The 16,421-nt window shown below is 63.5% G+C and carries 18 protein-coding genes and 1 tRNA gene; 7 read left to right on the forward strand and 12 right to left on the reverse strand.

Translation table 11 applies throughout. The annotated features are described in order from the left end of the window. Nucleotides 1-12: 12 nt before the first annotated feature. The 12 genes from nuoF to rpsO all read right to left on the reverse strand — a co-directional run bounded on the left by nuoF (nucleotide 13) and on the right by rpsO (nucleotide 9,954). Complete coding sequence (gene nuoF, locus A9976_RS15770; RefSeq protein ID WP_183019791.1) at nucleotides 13-1,371, reverse strand: NADH-quinone oxidoreductase subunit NuoF; 1,359 nt, start codon at nucleotides 1,369-1,371, stop codon at nucleotides 13-15. Beyond that, nucleotides 1,368-1,859 (reverse strand): NADH-quinone oxidoreductase subunit NuoE, encoded by a 492-nt coding sequence (nuoE, locus tag A9976_RS15775; protein WP_012206975.1) that lies wholly within the window; start codon nucleotides 1,857-1,859, stop codon nucleotides 1,368-1,370. The genes nuoF and nuoE overlap by 4 nt, the downstream gene beginning before the upstream one ends. Then, the gene (locus A9976_RS15780; RefSeq protein WP_012206976.1) at nucleotides 1,856-3,109 is read right to left on the reverse strand and encodes an NADH-quinone oxidoreductase subunit D; all 1,254 of its coding nucleotides are present in this window, start codon (nucleotides 3,107-3,109) and stop codon (nucleotides 1,856-1,858) included. The genes nuoE and A9976_RS15780 overlap by 4 nt, the downstream gene beginning before the upstream one ends. 32 nt (nucleotides 3,110-3,141) lie before the next feature. Next, nucleotides 3,142-3,750, reverse strand: coding sequence for an NADH-quinone oxidoreductase subunit C (locus A9976_RS15785; RefSeq protein WP_183019792.1), 609 nt, complete (start codon nucleotides 3,748-3,750; stop codon nucleotides 3,142-3,144). A gap of 10 nt (nucleotides 3,751-3,760) precedes the next feature. Further along, on the reverse strand, nucleotides 3,761-4,240 hold the full coding sequence (locus tag A9976_RS15790; RefSeq protein WP_012206978.1) for an NADH-quinone oxidoreductase subunit B family protein: 480 nt from the start codon (nucleotides 4,238-4,240) through the stop codon (nucleotides 3,761-3,763). Between the two features lie 23 nt (nucleotides 4,241-4,263). Then, nucleotides 4,264-4,623, reverse strand: coding sequence for an NADH-quinone oxidoreductase subunit A (locus A9976_RS15795; protein WP_012206979.1), 360 nt, complete (start codon nucleotides 4,621-4,623; stop codon nucleotides 4,264-4,266). A 73-nt stretch (nucleotides 4,624-4,696) separates the two neighbouring features. Continuing rightward, nucleotides 4,697-4,781, reverse strand: a tRNA-Leu gene (locus tag A9976_RS15800). Between the two features lie 117 nt (nucleotides 4,782-4,898). Then, entirely contained in the window at nucleotides 4,899-5,291 is a 393-nt protein-coding gene (gene secG / locus A9976_RS15805) for a preprotein translocase subunit SecG (protein WP_183019793.1), read from the reverse strand. Between the two features lie 58 nt (nucleotides 5,292-5,349). Beyond that, nucleotides 5,350-6,096 (reverse strand): triose-phosphate isomerase, encoded by a 747-nt coding sequence (tpiA, locus tag A9976_RS15810; RefSeq protein ID WP_183019794.1) that lies wholly within the window; start codon nucleotides 6,094-6,096, stop codon nucleotides 5,350-5,352. A 2-nt stretch (nucleotides 6,097-6,098) separates the two neighbouring features. Then, on the reverse strand, nucleotides 6,099-7,100 hold the full coding sequence (locus tag A9976_RS15815) for an NAD(P)H-quinone oxidoreductase (RefSeq protein WP_012206982.1): 1,002 nt from the start codon (nucleotides 7,098-7,100) through the stop codon (nucleotides 6,099-6,101). 118 nt (nucleotides 7,101-7,218) lie between these two features. Continuing rightward, on the reverse strand, nucleotides 7,219-9,480 hold the full coding sequence (gene pnp / locus A9976_RS15820; RefSeq protein WP_013801059.1) for a polyribonucleotide nucleotidyltransferase: 2,262 nt from the start codon (nucleotides 9,478-9,480) through the stop codon (nucleotides 7,219-7,221). Between the two features lie 207 nt (nucleotides 9,481-9,687). Continuing rightward, nucleotides 9,688-9,954 (reverse strand): 30S ribosomal protein S15, encoded by a 267-nt coding sequence (rpsO, locus tag A9976_RS15825; RefSeq protein WP_012206984.1) that lies wholly within the window; start codon nucleotides 9,952-9,954, stop codon nucleotides 9,688-9,690. Between the two features lie 239 nt (nucleotides 9,955-10,193). On the opposite strand from rpsO, the gene A9976_RS15830 reads away from it, so the two are divergent. From A9976_RS15830 to A9976_RS15860, 7 genes are all read left to right on the forward strand, one after another. Further along, entirely contained in the window at nucleotides 10,194-10,508 is a 315-nt protein-coding gene (locus A9976_RS15830; protein ID WP_183019795.1) for a hypothetical protein, read from the forward strand. A gap of 249 nt (nucleotides 10,509-10,757) precedes the next feature. Then, nucleotides 10,758-11,321: a GspH/FimT family pseudopilin gene (locus tag A9976_RS15835; RefSeq protein WP_183019796.1), complete on the forward strand. Its 564-nt coding sequence runs from the start codon at nucleotides 10,758-10,760 to the stop codon at nucleotides 11,319-11,321. Next, a complete protein-coding gene (gene pilV / locus A9976_RS15840; RefSeq protein WP_183019797.1) occupies nucleotides 11,312-11,932 on the forward strand; it encodes a type IV pilus modification protein PilV in 621 nt (206 codons plus the stop codon). The genes A9976_RS15835 and pilV overlap by 10 nt, the downstream gene beginning before the upstream one ends. Then, nucleotides 11,929-12,804: a PilW family protein gene (locus A9976_RS15845; RefSeq protein ID WP_183019798.1), complete on the forward strand. Its 876-nt coding sequence runs from the start codon at nucleotides 11,929-11,931 to the stop codon at nucleotides 12,802-12,804. The genes pilV and A9976_RS15845 overlap by 4 nt, the downstream gene beginning before the upstream one ends. Next, a complete protein-coding gene (locus A9976_RS15850) occupies nucleotides 12,801-13,565 on the forward strand; it encodes a pilus assembly protein (RefSeq protein WP_183019799.1) in 765 nt (254 codons plus the stop codon). Before A9976_RS15845 ends, A9976_RS15850 begins: the two co-directional genes overlap by 4 nt. Nucleotides 13,566-13,628: 63 nt before the next feature. Further along, nucleotides 13,629-15,974 carry a pilus assembly protein gene (locus A9976_RS15855; RefSeq protein ID WP_259649222.1) on the forward strand — a complete coding sequence of 782 codons (2,346 nt, stop codon included), beginning with the start codon at nucleotides 13,629-13,631 and terminating at the stop codon, nucleotides 15,972-15,974. Next, nucleotides 15,971-16,408 (forward strand): type IV pilin protein, encoded by a 438-nt coding sequence (locus tag A9976_RS15860; protein WP_183019801.1) that lies wholly within the window; start codon nucleotides 15,971-15,973, stop codon nucleotides 16,406-16,408. Before A9976_RS15855 ends, A9976_RS15860 begins: the two co-directional genes overlap by 4 nt. Nucleotides 16,409-16,421: the final 13 nt, after the last annotated feature.

The following is a 16,421-nucleotide window of genomic DNA, read 5'->3' on the forward strand; positions in this document are numbered from 1 at the left end:
CTTTTCTCGCGATCAGGCGGCGTGGACCGTCTGCTTGGAAGCGTTCTGGATCTTCGCTTCAAACTCGTGGCGGAAGTGCTTGATCATGGCGCGTACCGGCATGGCTGCCGCGTCGCCCAGCGCACAGATCGTGCGCCCCATGATGTTCACGGACACCGAGTCCAACAGCTCGATGTCTTCAGGACGGCCCTCGCCGTGCTCGATTCGGTTGACCACGCGCCACAGCCAGCCCGTGCCTTCGCGGCAAGGGGTGCACTGGCCGCAGGACTCGTGCTGGTAGAAGTAGGACAGGCGCAGCAGGCTCTCGACCATGTCGCGCGAGTCGTCCATCACGATCACGGCGCCCGAGCCCAGCATGGAGCCGGCCTTGGCGATGGAATCGTAGTCCATCGTGCATTCCATGATGATGTCGGCCGGCAGCACGGGCGAGGACGATCCGCCGGGGATCACCGCCTTGAGCTTGCGGCCCGTGCGCACGCCACCGGCCAGCTCCAGCAGCTTGCTGAAGGGCGTGCCCAGCGGCACTTCGTAGTTGCCGGGCAGGTTCACGTCGCCGCTGACCGAGAAGATCTTGGTGCCACCGTTGTTGGGCTTGCCGCACTCCAGGTACGCAGCGCCGCCGTTGCGGATGATCCAGGGAACGGCCGCAAAGGTTTCGGTGTTGTTGATGGTGGTCGGCTTGCCGTACAGGCCGAAGCTGGCCGGGAATGGCGGCTTGAAGCGCGGCTGGCCCTTCTTGCCTTCCAGCGACTCCAGCAGCGCCGTCTCTTCGCCGCAGATGTAGGCGCCGAAGCCATGGTGCGCGTGCAGCTGGAAGCTGAAGCTGCTGCCCATGATGCTGTCACCCAGGTAGCCGGCGGCGCGGGCTTCCTCCAGCGCGGCCTCGAAGCGCTCATAGGCCTCGAAGATTTCGCCGTGGATGTAGTTGTAGCCCAGGGAGATGCCCATCGCGTAGGCGGCGATGATCATGCCCTCGATCACGATGTGCGGGTTGTGCACCAGGATGTCGCGGTCCTTGCAGGTGCCCGGCTCGCCTTCATCCGAGTTGCAGACCAGGTGCTTCTGGCCCGGGAACTGGCGGGGCATGAAGCTCCACTTCAGGCCCGTGGGGAAACCTGCGCCGCCGCGGCCGCGCAGTCCCGATTCCTTGACGGTGGCGATCACCTGGTCCTGGGTCAGGCCCTCGCTGCCATCCTTGCCCAGGATCTTGCGCAGCGCCTGGTAGCCGCCGCGTGCCTCGTAGTCCTTGATGGACCAGTTGGCGCCGGTCAGGTCGGCATAGATCTGCGGATTGATGTGGCGGTCGTGGAAGCAGGTCTCGCTGCCCGAAGAGGCAAACTTGGCCAGGACCGATTGTGCGGCGGCGTTCATGCCTTGCCCTCCGCGGCGCGCAGGCCGTCGATCAATTCGTCGAGCTTCTCGTTGCTCATGAAGCTGCACATGCAGCGGTCGTTCACCAGCATCACCGGCGAATCCGCGCAGGCGCCCAGGCACTCGGACTGCTGCAGCGTGAACATGCCGTCAGGCGTGGTCTCGCCCATCTTGATGCCCAGGCGGGATTCCAGATGGTGCAGCGCCTTGTAGCCGTCGCGCAGCTGGCAAGGCAGGTTGGTGCAGACGTTCAGCTTGTACGTGCCCGTGGGGCGCTGGTTGTACATGTTGTAGAACGTGGTGACTTCATGCACCGCGATCTCGGCCATGCCCAGGAACTCGGCAATCACGGCCTCGCTCTCGGCGCTGACCCAGCCCTGCTCCTGCTGCACGATGGACAGGCAGGCCATCACGGCAGACTGCTTCTGGTCGGCCGGGTACTTGGCCACCTCGCGCGCAAAGCGCTCCTTGGTCGCTTCGGTAATCATCGGTCAACGTCTCCAAACACGATGTCCAGGGTACTCAGCACCATCACGGCGTCGGCCAGCATGTGGCCTCGGCACAGTTCGTCCATGGCGGACAGATTGGCGAATCCCGGCGGACGGATCTTCAGGCGGTAGGGCTTGTTGGCCCCGTCGCTCACGATGTAGATGCCGAACTCCCCCTTGGGGTGTTCGATGGCCGCGTAAGCCTCGCCTTCGGGCACGCGGAAACCTTCGGTGAAGAGCTTGAAGTGGTGGATCAGCTCTTCCATGTTGGACTTCATGCCTTCGCGCGGCGGCGGGGCGATCTTGTGGTTGTCCACGATCACCGGGCCCGGATTGGCACGCAGCCAGTCCACGCACTGCTTGATGATGCGGTTGGACTGGCGCATTTCGGCCACGCGCACCAGATAGCGGTCGTAGCAGTCGCCGGTCTTGCCCACGGGCACGTCGAAGTCCATGCGGTCATAGACCTCGTAGGGCTGCGACTTGCGCATGTCCCAGGCCACGCCGGAGGCTCGCAGCATGGGGCCGGTCAGGCCCAGGTTCATGGCGCGCTCGGCCGTCACCACGCCGATGTCCACGTTGCGCTGCTTCCAGATGCGGTTGTCGGTCAGCAGGGTCTCGTACTCGTCCGCGCACTTGGGGAAGCGCTGCGTGAAGTCATCGATGAAGTCCAGCAACGAGCCGTGGCGGTTGCGGTTCATGATCTCGACCGAGCGCGCATTGCGCACCTTGCTGGCCTTGTACTGCGGCATGGTGTCGGGCAGGTCGCGGTAGACGCCGCCCGGACGGAAGTAGGCCGCGTGCATGCGGGCGCCAGAAACCGCCTCGTACATGTCCATGAGGTCTTCGCGCTCACGGAAGGTGTAGATCAGCGTCGTGGAGCTGCCCGCATCGTTGCCGCTGGAGCCCAGCCACATCAGGTGATTCATGATGCGGGTGATCTCCGAATACATCACGCGGATGTACTGGGCGCGGATGGGCACCTCGATGCCCAGCAGCTTCTCGATGGCCAGGCAGTAGGCGTGCTCGTTGCACATCATGGACACGTAGTCCAGCCGGTCCATATAGGGCAGCGACTGGATGTAGGTCTTGCTCTCTGCCAGTTTTTCTGTCGCGCGGTGCAGCAGACCGATGTGCGGGTCTGCGCGCTGCACCACTTCACCGTCGAGCTCCAGCACCAGGCGCAGCACGCCGTGCGCTGCCGGGTGCTGCGGACCAAAGTTCAGGGAATAGTTCTTGATTTCAGCCATGGTCGTCCATCAAAAAGGCGCCTGGAGCGCCTTCAGTGCAGGTCCCCGTAGTTGTCTTCGCGGATGATCCGCGGCGTGATCTCGCGGGGCTCGATGGTGACCGGCTGGTACACCACGCGCTGCTGCTCGGGGTCATAGCGCATTTCCACATGGCCCGACAGCGGGAAGTCCTTGCGGAAGGGATGGCCGATGAAGCCGTAGTCGGTCAGGATGCGGCGCAGGTCGTCATGGCCGTCGAAGACGATGCCGAACAGGTCGAACGCCTCGCGCTCGAACCAGTTCGCACCCGCCCAGACGGGAGTGACGGAAGCCACCACCGGGAAATCGTCGTCGCTGCAAAAGACACGGACGCGCAGGCGCTGGTTCAGGCTGATCGACAACAGGTGGGACACCACGGCAAAGCGCGGGCCTTCGCGGCCGACTTCTGCATAGGTGGAGTAGTCCACGCCGCACAGGTCCACCAGGACCTCGAACCGGCAATCCGGGGCGCTGTGCAGAACCTGCATGGCCTCCAGGTAGCGGGCGGCGGACACTTCGACCGTCACCTCGCCCAGGGCCACGGTCACGCTGCGCGCCTTGTCGCCCAAGGCAGCAGCCACCACATCCCGAAGCACTTCGGGGTGAATCGCAATAGCAGTCATCATCTAGCCCTTAGACGCGAGCGATGGTATGGGTGCGGCGGATCTTCTGCTGCAGCTGGATGATGCCGTAGATCAGGGCTTCCGCCGTAGGGGGGCAGCCAGGCACATAGACATCGACCGGCACGATGCGGTCACAGCCGCGCACCACGGAATAGCTGTAGTGGTAGTAGCCGCCGCCGTTGGCGCACGAGCCCATGGAGATGACCCAGCGGGGCTCGGACATCTGGTCATAGACCTTGCGCATGGCGGGCGCCATCTTGTTGCACAGGGTGCCGGCCACAATCATCAGGTCCGACTGCCGCGGGCTGGCACGGAAGACTTCCGAGCCAAAGCGACCGATGTCGTAACGCGCCGCCGCAGCGTGCATCATCTCCACCGCGCAGCAGGCCAGACCAAATGTCATGGGCCACAGCGAGCCCGTCTTGGCCCAATTCACCACAGAGTCGTAACTCGTGGTGATGAAGCCTTCTTTCATCACGCCTTCGATCATCGTGTTTCCTTAGTGAACCCGCTTCAGTCCCAGTCCAACGCACCCTTCTTCCATTCGTAGACAAAGCCCACGACGAGAACGGTCAGGAAAATAAGGACAGCGGCGAAACCGGCCCCACCCACGTCCCGAAGCGCAACGGCCCAGGGCAGCAGAAAGGCGATTTCCAAATCAAACAGGATGAACAGGATGGCGACGAGGTAGTAGCGCACATCGAACTTCATGCGCGCGTCTTCGAAGGCCTCGAAGCCACATTCATAGGGGGAGTTCTTGGCGGCATCGGGTCGGTTCGGACCCAGCACATACCCCAGTACCAGGGGGACCACGCCGACACCCATGCCGACGAGAATGAACAAAAGAACGGGAAGATACTGGTCGATGTTCATCGTGTGCGGCTACCTTGAAAGGCATGCCCGCACCGATCAGCCTGATCAGCAGGGCAGGCTCTTAGTTATATCTTGGTGCCGTCGGCGAGACTCGAACTCGCACAGCTTTCGCCACTACCCCCTCAAGATAGCGTGTCTACCAATTTCACCACGACGGCAAGTCTTGATTTCAGCTGGCTCTTTATCTTCGTTGCAAAGATTCTGCCTACCGAACAATCTCTAGATTCTACTCTGAAAAACCCTCGGGCCCGAAGGACCGAGGACTTTGTTCGAAATTATTTCGTGGGGATCTGCGCGGCGCCTTCAGCACCGGCAGCAGGCGCCTGGCCTGCAGCAGGAGCGGGCACTTCGCCAGCAGCGCCTGCGGCCGCAGGCGCCGGCGCCGTGATGGGCGCGGCACCTTCCAGCACGCTGCCCGAGCTGACGGGACGCGCATTGCTCAGATAGGCCAGCGCCAGCGTGGCCACGAAGAACACCGTGGCCAGGCCTGCCGTGGAGCGCGACAGGAAGTTGGCGCTGCCGGAGGCACCGAACAGGCTGCCGGAGCTGCCGCTGCCGAACGAGGCACCCATGTCGGCACCCTTGCCATGTTGAATCAGGATCAGGCCGATCATGCCGAGAGCCGACAGCATCTGAACGGCGAGGATCACGCTTGCGAATGCATTCATTGGTTGTACCTGCTAGTAACGCGAGAGCTAAAAAAGCGAATGGAAAAACCGCCCCGGCCTACTGGGCCGCAGCGATGATGGTCAGGAAATCGGCTGCCTTGAGCGACGCTCCGCCCACCAGGCCACCATCAATGTCGGCCTGGGCCAGAAGCTGGGCTGCATTGGAGGCATTCATGCTGCCGCCGTACAGCAAGGCGATGCGATCGGCCTGCCGGCTGGCAGCCGCCAGCTGGGCGCGCAGCACGGCATGCACCTGCTGGGCCTGCTCCGGCGTGGCGGTCCTGCCGGTGCCAATCGCCCAGACGGGCTCATAGGCCACGACCAGCTCATTGATGCACTGGCCCACCTGATGGATCACGGCCGCCAGCTGGCGCTTGACCACTTCTTCGGTCTGCCCCGCCTCGCGCTCCGCCAGCGTTTCGCCCACACAGACGATGGGCGTGACGCCCTTGGCCAGCGCGGCCTGCGCCTTCAGCGCCACCACGGCATCGGTTTCGCCATGGTACTGGCGACGCTCCGAGTGCCCGACCAGCGTATAGCGCACGCCAAAATCCCGAAGCATTGCCGCCGACAGCTCGCCCGTATAGGCACCCGATTCATGCTGCGACACGTCCTGCGCGGCCACGTCGATGGCCGAGCCCTCAAGCTCGGCCTGGGCCTGGGCCAGATAGACGGCAGGCACGGCCACAGCCACGCCCGCATTGCCCCCCTCGGGCAGCCCCTCCTTGAGGGCCTTGAGCAAAACGGCATTGGCAGCCAGGCTGCCATTCATCTTCCAGTTGCCGACGATGAGTTTCTTCTTCATGGTTACCACGTCAAAACGATTTTGCCGGTGTGCTGACTCGACTCCATCAGCGCGTGTGCCTTGTCGGCATCAGCGGCAGCAAAGGTGCTATGGATCACAGGACGAATGCCGCCTGCCTCGATGAGCGGCCAGACCTCGCGGCGCAGGGCCTGGGCAATGGCAGCCTTGAAAGCGACAGGCCGCGGACGCAGCGTGGAGCCCGTCACCAGCAGACGGCGACGCAGGACCAGGCCCGCGTCGAACTCCGCCTTGATGCCGCCCTGCACCGCAATGATGACCAAGCGGCCATCCTCTGCCAGGCTTTGCACCTCGCGCGCCACATAGCCACCCGCCACCATGTCAAGGATCACGTCCACACCCCTGCCTTCGGTGATGCGCTGCACCTCCGCAGCAAAGTCCTGGGTACGGTAGTTGATGGCATGGTCGGCACCCAGCTTCAGGCAGTCGGCGCACTTGGCATCGGAGCCAGCAGTCACGATGACCGTGGCGCCGCGCGCCTTGGCCAGCTGGATGGCCGTCACGCCGATGCCGCTGCTGCCGCCCTGCACCAGCAGGGTTTCGCCCGCCTGCAAGGCACCGCGATCGAATACATTGCTCCAGACGGTGAAGAAGGTCTCGGGCAATGCCGAAGCCTCCACCTCGCTGAGCCCTGCCGGGATGGGCAGGCACTGGGCCACGGGCGCAACGCAGTACTCCGCATAGCCACCACCGGCCAGCAGCGCGCACACGCGGTCTCCCACGCGCAGGCCTGCCAGCCGCATGGCTTCGTCGTCGCCCGACACGATCACCCCGGCCACTTCCAGCCCGGGCAGATCGGAGGCGCCGGGCGGCGGAGCATAGTGACCCTTGCGCTGCAACACATCAGGGCGATTGACACCACTGGCCGACACCTGGATCAGCAACTCCTGCGCACCCGCAACGGGCAGCGGACGCTCGCCCAGGCGCAATACCTCGGGAGCACCAAAGTCCGTGAGTTCCACGGCACGCATGATTTGCTTTTCCATCTTTCGACCTCGCAATCCCTGTCAAAAATGCCACAAGCGCTGAACAGGTCAGCGCTTTTTGCCAGTCACCACATGCACCTGCAAGGCCACCCCTTTTGGGGAATGGCCTTGCCGGGCATTACTGCTGCTGTTGCTGTTGCTGCTCGCCCTCGGCAGCCGGACGGCCGCCGTCACGGGGCTCGCGGGGCTCACGCGGCTCGCGGAACTCGCGCTGCTGGCGGGGCTCACGCGGCTGGCGGAACTCACGCTCGGCAGGCGCGGGGCGCTCGCTGCGCTCCATGCCGGCAGGACGCTCGGTCAACGCCTTCAGCGACAGCTTGACACGACCCTTTTCGTCGGTCTCCATGACCTTGACCTTGATGATCTGGCCTTCCTGCAGGTAGTCGGCGACGCGTTCCACGCGCTCGTGGGCAATCTGGCTGATGTGCAGCAGACCGTCCTTGCCGGGCAGCAGGTTCACGAGAGCACCGAAGTCCAGGATCTTGGTGACCGGGCCTTCGTAGATCTTGCCGATTTCGACTTCGGCCGTGATCTCTTCGATGCGGCGCTTGGCTTCGTCGGCCTTGGCGGCATCGCTGGAGGCGATGGTGATGGTGCCGTCTTCGCCGATGTCGATCTGCGTGCCGGTCTCTTCGGTCAGCGCACGGATGGTGGAGCCGCCCTTGCCGATCACGTCACGGATCTTCTCGGGGTTGATCTTCATCGTGTACAGCTTGGGAGCGAAGGACGAGATCTCGGCCTTGGCTTCGCCCATGGCTTCCTGCATCTTGCCCAGGATGTGCATGCGCGCTTCCTTGGCCTGGGCCAGGGCGACCTGCATGATTTCCTTGGTGATGCCCTGGATCTTGATGTCCATCTGCAGCGCAGTGATGCCGCTGGTGGTGCCGGCCACCTTGAAGTCCATGTCGCCCAGGTGATCTTCATCGCCCAGGATGTCGGTCAGCACGGCGAAGCGGTTGTCTTCCTTGATCAGGCCCATGGCGATGCCGGCCACGTGGGCCTTCATCGGAACGCCTGCATCCATCATCGACAGGCAGCCGCCGCAGACCGAAGCCATGGACGAGGAGCCGTTGGACTCGGTGATCTCCGACACCACGCGGATGGTGTAGGGGAATTCTTCCTTGCTAGGCAGGCAGGCTGCCAGGGCGCGCTTGGCCAGACGGCCGTGGCCGATTTCGCGGCGCTTGGTCGAACCCATGCGGCCCACTTCGCCGGTGGCAAAGGGAGGCATGTTGTAGTGGAACAGGAAGCGGTCCTCGAACTCGCCAGCCAGCGCGTCGATGCGCTGCGCATCGCGCTCGGTGCCCAGCGTGGACACGACCAGGGCCTGCGTCTCGCCGCGCGTGAACAGGGCCGAGCCGTGCGTGCGGGGCAGCACGGAGTTGCGGATTTCGATGGGGCGCACGGTGCGCGTGTCGCGGCCGTCGATGCGCGGCTCGCCGGCCAGGATCTGGCTGCGAACGATGCGTGCCTCGATGTCGAACAGCATGCCTTCGACCTTGACGCCGTCGAACTCCACGCCCTGGGCCGTCAGGCCGGCCTTCACGGCGGCGTAGGCTTCGCGGCAGGCCTGCGTGCGGCTTTGCTTGTTGCGGATCTGGTAGGCCGTGCGCAGGGCTTCATCGCCCAGTGCCGCCACCTTGGCGATCAGCTCTTCGTCCTTGGCGGGAGCAACCCAGTCCCAGACGGGCTTGCCTGCTTCGCGCACCAGCTCATGGATGGCTTCGATGGCGATGCGGCCTTGCTCGTGGCCAAAGACCACGGCGCCCAGCATCACGTCTTCAGGCAGTTGCTGCGCCTCGGACTCCACCATCAGCACGGCGGCTTCGGTACCGGCCACGACCAGATCCATCTGCGAATCCTTGCGCTGGGTCTGACCGGGGTTGAGCACGTACTCGCCATTGATGTAGCCCACGCGGGCAGCACCGATGGGGCCATTGAAGGGAATGCCCGACACGGACAGGGCAGCCGAGGTGGCGATCAGGGCGGCGATGTCGGCATCGACTTCGGGGTTCAGCGACACGGTGTGGATGACCACGTGCACGTCGTTGTAGAAACCTTCGGGGAACAGCGGGCGGATCGGGCGGTCGATCAGGCGGCTGGTCAGGGTTTCGAGTTCGCTGGGCTTGGCTTCGCGCTTGAAGAAGCTGCCGGGGATCTTGCCTGCGGCGTAGGTCTTCTCGATGTAATCGACGGTCAGCGGGAAGAAGTCCTGGCCGGACTTGGCCTGCTTGGACGCCACCACGGTGGCCAGCACCACGGTGTCATCGATGTTGACCAGCACGGCGCCGGAAGCCTGGCGAGCGATCTCGCCGGTTTCCATGGTGACCGTGTGCTGGCCCCACTGGAAGGTCTTGGTGACTTTGTTGAAGATGGACATTATTGCTCCTTTGGAATGGGCGGCCCGATGCACTCATCGGTCCATGATGGAGAGCAATTCAGAACACGATGCCATTCCAGTGCTGGATTCAACGCTATCAAATCAGCAGCACTGGAATGACACAGCTTCGCTCTGTCTTGCATTCTCCGAAGTAAAAAACGCCTGAGCTAGACAGGCTAACTCAGGCGTTTTGATCTCCCACCGTGCTTACTTGCGCAGGCCCAGCTTGGCGATCAGTGCGGTGTAGCGATCAGCGTCCTTGGACTTGAGGTAGTCCAGCAGCTTGCGACGACGGCTCACCATGCGCAGCAGGCCGCGACGACCGTGGTGGTCCTTGGCGTGTTGCTTGAAGTGAGGGGTCAGCTCGTTGATGCGTGCGGTCAGCAGGGCCACTTGCACTTCTGGGCTGCCAGTATCGTTGGCAGAGCGTGCGTTGGACTTGACGACTTCAGCCTTCACGGAAGATGCGATCATTTTTTTCCTTGGAAATTGGCCCCTCACAGACAAGAGCAGGGAGGCAGCCTTGGTTACTTGCGCCGGGACTGGAAAGGCCCCGACGTGCGTCTTGCACCATGCAAAACCCTGGGATTATAACAAGCGCGCCCAGTCCAGCACCCACACATGCTTTGTGGCCCCGCGCCGCATCTGCCGACAGCCCGCCCAGAATGTCGCAAGGCCTGCAGACATTCCATAGATCACGGGAGGGCAACACCATGGCAATGCGTTCTTCATCCACCGCAGCAACCTGGCACGCACATCGGCAGCAATGCACCCTGCTGTGCCTGGTCGCGGCCCTTTGCCTGGCCCTGCCGGCCCAAGCGACCCCTCACCGCTCCGACACATCGGCGGCGCAAGGCGCCAAGCGCAAAAAGAGCGGACAGCGGGTCCGTGTTCCAACCCAGCGCAGCAGTTCCGAGGAATCGCCCGAGCAACGCGACAAGCGGCTGTACCGCGAATGCCAGGGCAGGCACAACGCCGGGGCATGCGCCGGATATACCGGGCAGCCACCCGGCAGACGCCAGCGCTGAGCATACTCCCGACAAAAACCGTCCTACCCCCGGAGACCGATAGCGGCAAAGCCGGCAATGCCTTGTCGCCATTGGATTTTTTGGACGCGTCCTCATGCCGGATGACCGTACACCAATGGCACGACTCCTAGTTGTTGAAGGTAGAAACAGATTTGTCTGAAAGACATGCACGAAGAACCCCAATAGATTGAGCGGCGCGCAAGAACCACCAGCGCTTCGCAAGCAGATCGACGGGGAGGGATTCAAGACATGTCATCGACCTGGCCTCAGGCTCGCCCGGGCGCAAAAGGCTTCACGGCCATCGAGCTGATGGTCGTCGTCGCCATCCTCGCCGTACTCACAACGCTGGCAGCCCCCAGCTTCAACCTCATCATCGAGCGATGGCGCGTTCGCCAGACCGTCGAGGGCCTGCAGTCGACGCTGCAATACGCGCGCTCCGAAGCCGTCCGGCGCGGGGGCGGCGTCTTCATCCAGAAACTCCCCCAAGGCACCAACGGCTGCACTCTGGCTGCACGTCACGCGGACTGGGGCTGTGGCTGGGTAGTGTTCGTTGACCGCAATGGCAACAGGCGCTGGGATCCCCGGGAAGAACTACAGCGCTTCGACACTCCTGCACGCACCCTTGTCACCCGCTCCAGATCCGCCGCCATCATCAGTGTGGACCGATGGGGGCAGATGGGTGGACTCACCGCCATGGGCTTCGCCATCGCCCCATCCTCCGCCGGCCTCGTCTCTGCCGCGGCGAAAGGCGTCTGCGTTTCGTCCGGCGGACGTATCCGGGTGGTCGGCCGGGAGGGCATTCCATGCGCCTGACAAGCACCCACGCTCGGCGCGCCAACGGCTTCACCCTGATCGAAACCCTGGTCGCCACCGTCGTCACGGCCTTGGGTGTTCTGGGAATCCTGAGCCTGCAGGTGCGCGCCCTGGTCGATACCCAAAGCGGCGTGCGCCGTGCTCAGGCGATCCGGCTGATCGAAGACTTCAGCGAGCGCACCCACGCCAATCCCAACTCTCTAGGGCAGATGGGCAACTACGAATCCGATTGGGATCACACCCCTGAATCCACCGCCGACTGCAGCGCCTCCCCCTGTGACGCGGAAACGCTGGCCAGCTACAACCTTGCGCTGTGGAAGGCTTCCGTGCCCCAACTGCTGCCAGGCGGAGCCGCCAAGGTCTTCCCTGCAACAGACGACGCCAGCAACGGACGCCAACTGGGCATCGTGATCAGCTGGCGTGAAAACGAGAAATCCAGCAAAGCCGGATACAAAAACCCCATCGGACTACATAGCGATGGCACACACGGCGACGAAGCCATGGCCTGCCCCACCGGCAGAACCTGCCACCTGCAATACATAGCGCTCAGCGCTCGCTGCGCGCCGTATCTTGCCAACAACGCAGTCCAGTTCTTCTGCGCAAGCCCATGAAGCACACCCGCATCGCCGCCGCGACCCTGGTGCAGCCAGGTCAACGCGGCCTGAGCCTCGTCGAACTGCTGGTTGGCCTTCTCCTTGGAATGCTGATCATCGCAGTGGCCCTGGGCGCACTCATGGCATCACGCGCCGTATCCGGCACCGTCAGCGATGCCAGCCATCTGCAGCAGCAGGCATCCCACATCTTCCGCGTCATGGGCCGGCAGATCCGGCAGGCAGGATCTCTTCGACTGCTTCTCTCGTCCTCAAACAAGGGAACAGACACCGTTGACATGGCGGATCCCGTTGCATTCGAGGCAAGCGCACAAGATTTCGACCCTGCGCACGACACCATCCTGGGCCTCGATGCGCCAGGCCGCGCTCAATACAAGCTCGCAGTGGGCTACAGCAACTACACGCAGCCGCTTCACGCCTCGGCCATCGAAACTTCACTGCAGCGCAATTGCCTGGGCCAGACCAACAGCCACAGCCTGATACTGAGCCGCTTTGCGCTGGACGCCAGCAAAAACACCCTGCGCTGCGCCGGAGCACCCTCGGCTGGAGCCCAGCCACTGGCCCAGAACGTCGCCAACTTCCAGGTGCGCTATCTGATCCAGTCACCGAAGGGTGATGCACGCCTGCAGTACGTCAACGCAGCCGCCGTGGGCCAGGACTGGCCACGCGTCGTTGCCGCCGAGGTCTGTCTGGTGCTTTTCGGGATCGAAGTCATCAACATGCCCGCCAACAGCAGCTATACCGATTGCGCGGACAGTGACGGCACAGCCAGATCCATCGATATCACCACGCTGCCAGCGCCAAGGACCCGACGTTTGCACATGGTCTTCCGCAGCGTGTACCAGCTGCGCAGCCAGGGACTGGCCGGATGAACGCCAAGGCACCCAACATGCGGCCTGCGCACCGCTGCACGGCACAGCGCCAGCATGGCATTGCGCTGTTCATCGTGATTGCCGTGGTCATGCTGTCCATGCTGCTGGCACTCTGGGCATCGCGCAGCGCCCTGTTCAACGAAATGTTCGTGGGAAACGATGCCGACTACCAGCACGCACTCGAAGCTGCACAGGCCTTGTTGCAGGATGCAGAACTGGACGTTCGAGGCGAGCAGGCCAGCGGCGCGGCCTGCGCCGCCATCAGCAGCAAGCCCTCCGTCTGCCGCAGCGGCGCAACCGTCACCCAGTTTCCCCAGGAAACCCAGGAAATTGGCTTGCTGCTGGCGAGCCTGAACCAAGCCACACCCACAAGCTGCAGAGACGCCCTGTGCACCAAGCGCACAGGGCCTCAGGACTTCTGGAACAACGTGGACGAGACCCAAGGGATCACGCTGAGCCAGATGACCGCCCCCGATGTAGCCGCGCGCTACGGCCAGTTCACGGGCGCCATTTCTGAAGGCAAGAGCAATCCCATCCTGGCAAACCGTGAGACAGGAAAAGGGGGCTGGTACTGGATAGAGATCCTGCCCTATGACGCCAACGCAGGGAATTCAGGTCTCATCGCCAACGACTCTCCACGTCTGGCCCTCTACATGCAACCCCAGGTGATCTATCGCATCACGGCCATCGCTCACGGCCGCAAGAGCGGCACCCAGGTGGTGCTGCAACAGACCTATGTCCGCCAGAAGCGCCGCGACTGATTCAGAACGTCTGACATGCCTTATCTCTTCCACCCTGGGCTCCGCCCCCTCCTGCTGCCAGCCTTGATAGCCGCAGTCCTGGCCGCGCAAAGCAGCCAGGCCCAACGTTTCTCCGGGGCAGGCACGCCAGTTTCCCTGGCGCAGAGAGAGGACAACGAATTTGCCACGCCCATTGAAGACTGCCCGACAGGCCAGCCAGCCGATGCCAAGGGCCGCAGCAGCTCCGCCACTTCCAGCGGCAGCGTGATTGCACAGGCGGGCGTGGACATATTCACGTCCCGCTACAGTGCCAAAGCCGCCTGGAGCGGCTGGATCAATGCAGAAACGGTCCAGGCCGACGGGAGCATCACCGCAGCAGCCGGCTGGCAAGGCAAAAGCACGGCTGACCACCTGGATGCACTCAGTGATCAACAGGTACTCAATGAACGCCTGATCCTGACCTGGAGTGACAGGCGGCAAAGGGGCGTGTCTTTCAAATGGCATGAGCTGGACAGCCCCCACAAGGCATCTTTCGGCGTCGATGCCGAAGGCAGGGCAGACCAACTGGGCAAGCACAGGTTCAACTTCATACGTGGCGACCGCCGAATGGAAGCTGCGGGACAACCGCCGCGCCCCGACCCGGCCCACCCTTTTCGCCAACGCAGCTCACGCCAGGGCGATATCGTCAACTCCCAGATCTGGCATACCGGCCGTCCCGTGGACAACTCGCCTTTGCCGGGCTATGCGGCCTATGCGCTCGCCCAGCAAAAGCGCCAGCCCATGATTTACGTGGGCGGCAACGACGGCATGCTGCACGGCTTTTCCGCCACAGACGGCAGCGAGAAGATCGCCTACATCCCCCGTGGCGTGATTTCGGGGCTGGCACGCCTTTCCGACCTCGACTACGACACCCGGCATCGCTACTTCGTGGACGGCTCCGCCATGAGCGGCGACATCAACTCGGGCACCCATGCATCCCCGCAGTGGCGTACCGTGCTGGCAGGCATGGCGGGCGCCGGAGCCAAAGGCTACTTTGTGCTGGACATCACGCACCCAGAGGCTTTCAACGAGCACGGCGCCAGCACGCTGGTCCTGCTGGACCGCACCCAGACCCGCAACAGCCATCCCGGTGACTGCCCCCTCTCCGCCGACCCCCGGCAGCGCACCGCTTGCCAGGAAGACAAGGACCTGGGCCATATCCTTGCAGCGCCCGTGCGGGACGATGCCAACCCGCAACGCAGCATCCAGATCACGCAGTTGAACAACAACCGCTGGGCTCTGGTGACTGGCAACGGCTATCACAGCACCAACCAGCGGCCCGTGCTGCTGATCCAGTACCTCGATGGCAACCAGGAACTGCTGCGCATCGTGGCCACAGGCGACATCCCGACCAGCACCACACCGGAGACCACCAACAACGGGCTCTCCGCCCCGCGCCTCGTGGACATCAATGGCGATGGCCGGCCCGATGTGGTCTATGCGGGCGACCTCCAGGGCAATCTGTGGAAATTCATCATTGCCAGCGATGCCTCCTCCGCCTGGAGCGTGGCTTTCGACGGCCGGCCGCTGTACACCGCCACAGGCGGCAGCTCGCCAACGGCCTCTCGCGCGCTGCGCCAGCCCATTACCGCCCCTGCGTCCGTACGCGCCAATGACCGGTACAGCGTCACCACAGAAGCCGCAGGAAGCGACAAACGCGTGACTGCGGGCGGCATGCTGGTGGCATTCGGCACAGGACGCAACACCACCCAGCAGGACACTGGCAACACGGCGGTGCAGAGCATCTATTCCATCCTCGACAACACCCGCTACAAGCTGCTCGCGGACGGCCGTATACAGCCTTGCCTGGGTGACTCGGACTCTGAATGCAAGCTGCCTGCGGAACAGCGTCCAGCCCCTGTATCCGGCATCGGTGAGCTGGCCAAACGCTCGGTGACCCATCAGACGCAAGGGACCGTAGGCCGTGGCGCCTGGCGAGTGGACTCCACCACCGACCTCGACTGGACGCGGCACAAAGGCTGGTACATGGACCTTCCCCTGCCTGGCGAGCGCCTGCTCAAGCCGATGAGCTTCTACGATGGCAGCAACCTCCTCGCGATCTACAGCCAGATACCCGCCAGATCCTCCAGGCGCCCTGGTGAAACCACAAGCCCCGCGGACGCCTGCAATGTGAGCGGGGAAAGCCAATTTCTGACGCTCATGAACATCATGGATGGCAAGCGACCCGGTGTTCCATTGATGGACAGCAACGGCGACGGCGTCTACGACACGGCGGACCAGGAAACCTCGCGCACAGCCGTCTCAGGGGGAGCCCAGACATTGCTCAACAAAGGCCATCACGCCATTGGCTACGACACCGATGGCCACCGCAACGTACTCGCCCGCATGCCCGAGCAATCCCTGCGCCCCAGCTGGCGCCAAATGAAATGAGCCGCACAGTGCGCCGCCCTGCACCCCCGGGCTTCACACTTATAGAACTCATGATCGTCGTGGCCGTCATAGTCATTCTCGGCACCGTCGCCGTGCCCAGCTACAACGAATACATCCGTGGAGTCCACCGCGCCGATGCCCGCGCCGGCCTGCTGCAGGCCCAGCAATGGCTGGAGCGCGCAGCCACGGCCAACGGGGCCTACCCCACCATGCTCCCCGTCGATCTGACCTGGGCCCGCGACTCCAGCAAGCGCTACACCATCGACTTTTTGGCAACCAGCGGCCACGACGACGACACATACACCCTGATCGCCACGCGCCGCGGCTCCCAGCTCGGCGACCGATGCGGCGATTTCACACTGACCCATACGGGCGAGCGCGATGCACGGAACCTGGGTGCGAATACCAAGGCGATAGATTGCTGGGGGCGGTAGCTGCGACCGCTTG

It is taken from the genome of Delftia sp. UME58, from assembly GCF_014170385.1.
GTDB lineage: Bacteria > Pseudomonadota > Gammaproteobacteria > Burkholderiales > Burkholderiaceae_C > Comamonas > Comamonas acidovorans.